Raw genomic sequence first — 4,706 nt, 5'->3', positions numbered from 1 at the left:
CCGGGCCGGTACGGGCCCCGGTCACCGGCCCCGAGGACGCGTCGGAGGGCGGGCCGGGCGGGGCGGGGCTCCGGGCGGAGCCCCGAGCGCGGCTGCGGGGGCGGCCTCATGAACCGGCCGGTGCGCCACCGTCCGGTCCCGGGACCGCTTCCGGTCCGTCTGCCTCCGGCCCGTCCGGCCCGTTCGGGGCCCCCGGCCCGTCGTCCGGTGCCTCCGTGGCTTCGGGTGCCCCGGCCAGCAGGACGCCCAGGAGCCGGATGGCGGCGGCCTTGTCCAGCGGGTCGTTCCCGTTGCCGCACTTGGGCGACTGGACGCAGGACGGGCAGCCGCGCTCGCACTCGCAGGAGGCGATCGCCGTCCGGGTGGCCGTCAGCCACTGGACCGCCCGCTGGAAGCCGCGTTCGGCGAAGCCGGCCCCACCGGGGTGGCCGTCGTAGACGAACACGGTCGGCAGGCCGGTGTCCGGATGCAGCGGCACGGAGACGCCGCCGATGTCCCACCGGTCGCAGGTGGCGAACAGCGGCAGCAGCCCGATCGAGGCGTGCTCGGCGGCGTGGGCGGCGCCGGGCAGCTGGTCGGGCGGGATGTCCGCGTCGAGCAGCTGGTCCTCGGTGACGGTCCACCAGACCGCCCGGGTGCGCAGTGTGCGGGGCGGCAGGTCGAGCTTGGTCTCGCCCATGATCTCCCCGGTGGAGATCCGCTTGCGGAGGTAGCCGACCACCTGGTTGACCACCTCCACCGAGCCGAAGCTGAGCCGGCCCTCGCCCCAGTCCACGGTGGTGTCGGTGTCGAGGACGGAGATGGAGGTGATGTGGCGGGCGGCCGTGGTGTACGGCGGGTCGGCCGGTTCGACCAGGGCGACGGAGTTCTCCAGGTCGAACTCCCGGACCAGGTAGGTGCGGCCCTGGTGCAGGTGGACGGCGCCGGTGTGGACGGTGGTGTGCGCGGCCGCGGCGTCCACCGTGCCGAGCAGCCGGCCGGTGTCGGCCTCGACGATCTGCACCGGGTTGCCGCCGCTGCCGCGCAGGTCCACGGCGTCGGCCGCGCGCTCGCGACGGGTCCAGTACCAGGAGCCGTCGCTGCGCCGGCGCAGCAGGCCGCGCCGCTCCAGGACCGGCAGCAGTGGTGCGGTGGACGGCCCGAACAGCTCCAGGTCGGCGTCGGTGAGCGGGAGTTCGGCGGCGGCCGCGCACAGGTGCGGGGCGAGCACGTGCGGGTTGTCGGGGTCGAGCACGGTGGCCTCGACGGGGGCCGCGAACAGCGCCTCGGGGTGGTGCACCAGGTAGGTGTCCAGCGGGTCGTCCCGGGCGATCAGGACGGCCAGCGCGCCCTGGGCCTCCCGCCCCGCGCGGCCCGCCTGCTGCCAGAGCGAGGCCCGGGTGCCGGGGTAGCCGGCCATCAGGACGGCGTCGAGGCCGGAGATGTCGACGCCGAGTTCGAGAGCGGAGGTGGAGGCGAGGCCGAGCAGTCGTCCGGAGTGCAAGTCGCGTTCCAAGGCCCGGCGTTCGTCGGCGAGGTAACCGCCGCGGTAGGCGGCCACCCGTCCGGCGAGCGGGCGGCCGAGCTGGTCCTGGGCCTGGAGCGCGACGAGCTCGGCGGCGCGCCGGGAGCGCACGAAGACGACGGTGCGGGTCTCCCGTTCGACCAGCTCGGTCAGCAGGTGGGCCGCCTCGGCGGTCGCGGTGCGGCGCACGGGCGCGCCGTGCTCGCCGACGTTCTCGGTCAGCGGCGGCTCCCAGAGGCCGAAGACCATCGGCCCGCGCGGCGAGGCGTCCTCGGTGACGGCCACGGCGGGCAGGCCGGTCAGCCGCCGGGCGGTCGCGGCCGGGTCGGCGGTGGTGGCGGAGGCCAGCAGGAAGGCGGGTGACGAACCGTAACGGGCGCAGATGCGGCGCAGCCGCCGCAGCACCTGGGCGACGTGCGAGCCGAACACGCCCCGGTAGCTGTGGCACTCGTCCACGACCACGTAGCGCAGCGCCTTGAGGAAGGAGGACCAGCGGGCATGGCCGGGCAGGATGCCCCGGTGCAGCATGTCCGGGTTGGTGAGCACGTAGGAGGCGTACTGGCGGACCCACTCGCGCTCCTCGGGCGGGGTGTCGCCGTCGTAGAGGGCGGCGCGCACCCTCGGTGGGGCGAGTTCGGCGGCCCGGCGCCGCTGGTCGGCGGCGAGCGCCTTGGTCGGGGCCAGGTAGAGCGCGGTGGCGCCGCGGCCGTTGCGGGCCTCGGTGCCGTCCAGCAGGTCGCTGAGCACCGGGGCCAGGTAGCCCAGCGACTTGCCCGAGGCGGTGCCTGTGGCGATCACCACAGTCTGGCCGCTTTTGGCCAGATTCATCGCTTCTGCCTGGTGCGCCCACGGCTGTTCGACCCCGACGGCACGAGCCGCGGCCACGACCTCCGGACGGATCGAGTCCGGCCATGGTGAATAACGCGCAGGTCGGGCGGGAAGGTGCTCCGTATGGGTGAGTCGGTCGGACCGCCCCCGGCCGGCGGCCAGGGTCGTGAGCAGTGCCTCGGGCGGGCTGTGTCGGGGCGGCATGAGGACCCAGTGTGTCACCGGCGTGACGGAGAATCGTCGTAAGCCATCGTGCGGGCATGGTCGCAGGTGGTTGAATGTGGCCGTGACGGCCGTATGGCCGTGGGTCGCAGCGCCGAGGCTTGCCACGTGTGGCTGGGCGCGCCCGGGCTCGCGACCATGCGGTGGCGGCCGTCCGGCCGAGGATCGCACATGACGTAGCAAGGCAAGGTGCTGGAGGTTCCGTGGACCTGTCCCTGTCGACCCGTTCAGTCGGCGATCGTACGGTCGTCGAGGTTGGCGGCGAGATCGATGTGTACACCGCCCCGAAGCTGCGGGAGCAGCTGGTCGAGCTCGTCAACGACGGCAAGTACCACCTCGTCGTCGACATGGAAGGCGTTGACTTCCTCGACTCGACCGGCCTCGGTGTGCTGGTGGGCGGTCTGAAGCGAGTGCGTGCCCACGAGGGCTCGCTGCGCCTCGTCTGCAACCAGGAGCGCATCCTGAAGATCTTCCGCATCACCGGCCTGACCAAGGTCTTCCCGATCCACACCTCGGTGGACGACGCGGTCAACGCGACCGACTGACGCGGCCGGGCCGGCCCGTGCGGCCGGCCCCGCTCGTTCTTCGCGTCCGGGTGCCCGGGTCCGTGTGACCCGGTGCGTCCCCCGGGCGCCCCTGGGCCGGTTCCGCCGGCCCGCAGGGGCCGGGTCTCCGGCCCCGGTCGGAGCACCCCGAGGGGGAGAGATGGCAACCGTCGAACTTCGATTCAGCGCGCTTCCCGAGCACGTGCGGACGGCCAGGCTGGTCGCCGCGGCCGTCGCCAGACGGGCCGGGGTCGACGAGTCGGTGCTCGACGAGGTACGGCTCGCGGTCGGTGAGGCGTGCTCCCGCGCGGTCGGACTGCACCAGCGCGGCGGCATCGGCGGCGCGGTCCGGGTCGCGCTGACCGATCAGGAGAAGCGTTTCCTCATCGAGGTCGAGGACGAGGCCGGCCCCGCCGCCGTCCCGGCCTCCGGCGACGCCGAGGGCGGCGAGCCGGACGAGGACACCCTGGGCCTCGCCGTGATCACCGGCCTGGTCGAGGACCTGGAGGTCACCAACGGCGCGGCCGGTGGCCTGATCCGGATGAGCTGGCCGGTTTCGGTCGCCTCCATCGCGGTCTGAGGCGCTGCCTCGACGTCTCCTCGCGTCCCCGCCGCCTCGCGGGCGCTTCCTCGCGCCCGAGAGCGGCCGGGGTCCTGTTCCCGGGCATGCGGTGACACACCGCTGATCCCGGCGGTTCGCCGCGTCGTGGACGAGGACGTCCACGCGGATCCGCGCCGTGCGGCCGCTCTGGCCGCTCGCGCAGACCACCCCACCGCCGAAGCACCCCACCGCCGAAACGCCAGGGCCGGGACGCCAGGGCCGGGACGAGTGCGAGCGGGCCTGACCCGGGCCGGGGCGTCGAGAGGGCGGCCCCTGGAGGGCGGGGGAGCCGGGAATCGGGGGACGGACGAATCGGGGGACGGACATCGGCCGTGTAGGTTCGACGACCGATGACGACCGAACCGAAAGGCTTCTCCCGGTGAACAAGCGACTGCTGGCCGTACCCGCCCTCGGCGTGCTGCTCGCGTTCGGCGCCGTCGGCTGCGGCGGCGACGACAACAACAGCAAGCAGCTGGAGTCCTGGGCGTCGAACGTCTGCGGCGCTGCCAAGGACCCGATCGCCCAGGCGCAGACCGCGCTGGCCGACACCGGACAGGTGAAGACCGGCGAGGCCCCGGCCGACCTCCAGAAGCGGCTCTCCACGGACATCGGGCGGCTGGCCAAGACCAACCAGGACATAGCCGCCGCCATCGACGCGGCCGGGGCACCCAAGGTGCAGGACGGCGCGGCCCTCCAGAAGGACACCGTCGAGGAGCTGAAGAAGGCGGCCGACGGGTACGTGGAGGTCCAGAAGAAGGTGGACGCGCTGCCCAACAACGACCAGGCCAAGTTCGCCGACGGGCTGCGCAGCGTGGCCGACCAGGTGCAGCAGCTGGCCTCGCTCTCCACCCAGGCGCAGAGCAAGCTCCAGCGCGGTGAGCTCGGCGCGGCGATGGCCAAGCAGGAGGGCTGCAAGCCGTCCCCGACCACCGCCCCGAGCGGCGGCGCCACCGGCGGTGCGGGGGCCGGCGCGAGCGGCACCCCGGCCCCGGGCGGCACGACCCCG

Annotated in this window: 4 protein-coding genes; 3 read left to right on the top strand and 1 reads right to left on the bottom strand. The window is 74.1% G+C overall.

What is annotated here, in order from left to right:
• Positions 1 to 106 precede the first annotated feature (106 nt).
• Positions 107 to 2,536, bottom strand: a complete 2,430-nt coding sequence (locus AE652_RS35560) for a DEAD/DEAH box helicase (RefSeq protein WP_082346187.1) — start codon at positions 2,534 to 2,536, stop codon at positions 107 to 109.
• 221 nt (positions 2,537 to 2,757) lie between these two features.
• Between AE652_RS35560 and bldG the strand changes: the two genes are divergently transcribed.
• The 3 genes from bldG to AE652_RS35545 all read left to right on the top strand — a co-directional run.
• Positions 2,758 to 3,099, top strand: coding sequence for an anti-sigma factor antagonist BldG (bldG, locus tag AE652_RS35555; RefSeq protein ID WP_049659132.1), 342 nt, complete (start codon positions 2,758 to 2,760; stop codon positions 3,097 to 3,099).
• 160 nt (positions 3,100 to 3,259) lie between these two features.
• The gene (locus AE652_RS35550) at positions 3,260 to 3,679 is read left to right on the top strand and encodes an ATP-binding protein (RefSeq protein ID WP_049659131.1); all 420 of its coding nucleotides are present in this window, start codon (positions 3,260 to 3,262) and stop codon (positions 3,677 to 3,679) included.
• A 400-nt stretch (positions 3,680 to 4,079) separates the two neighbouring features.
• Positions 4,080 to 4,706: hypothetical protein (locus tag AE652_RS35545; protein ID WP_049659130.1), on the top strand; the 627-nt coding region annotated here is incomplete at its 3' end.

It is taken from the genome of Kitasatospora sp. MY 5-36 (assembly GCF_001182915.1).
Classification (GTDB): Bacteria; Actinomycetota; Actinomycetes; order Streptomycetales; family Streptomycetaceae; genus Kitasatospora.
Note: the sequence above shows the minus strand (reverse complement) of the source record. Positions and strands in the feature narration are given on the sequence as shown.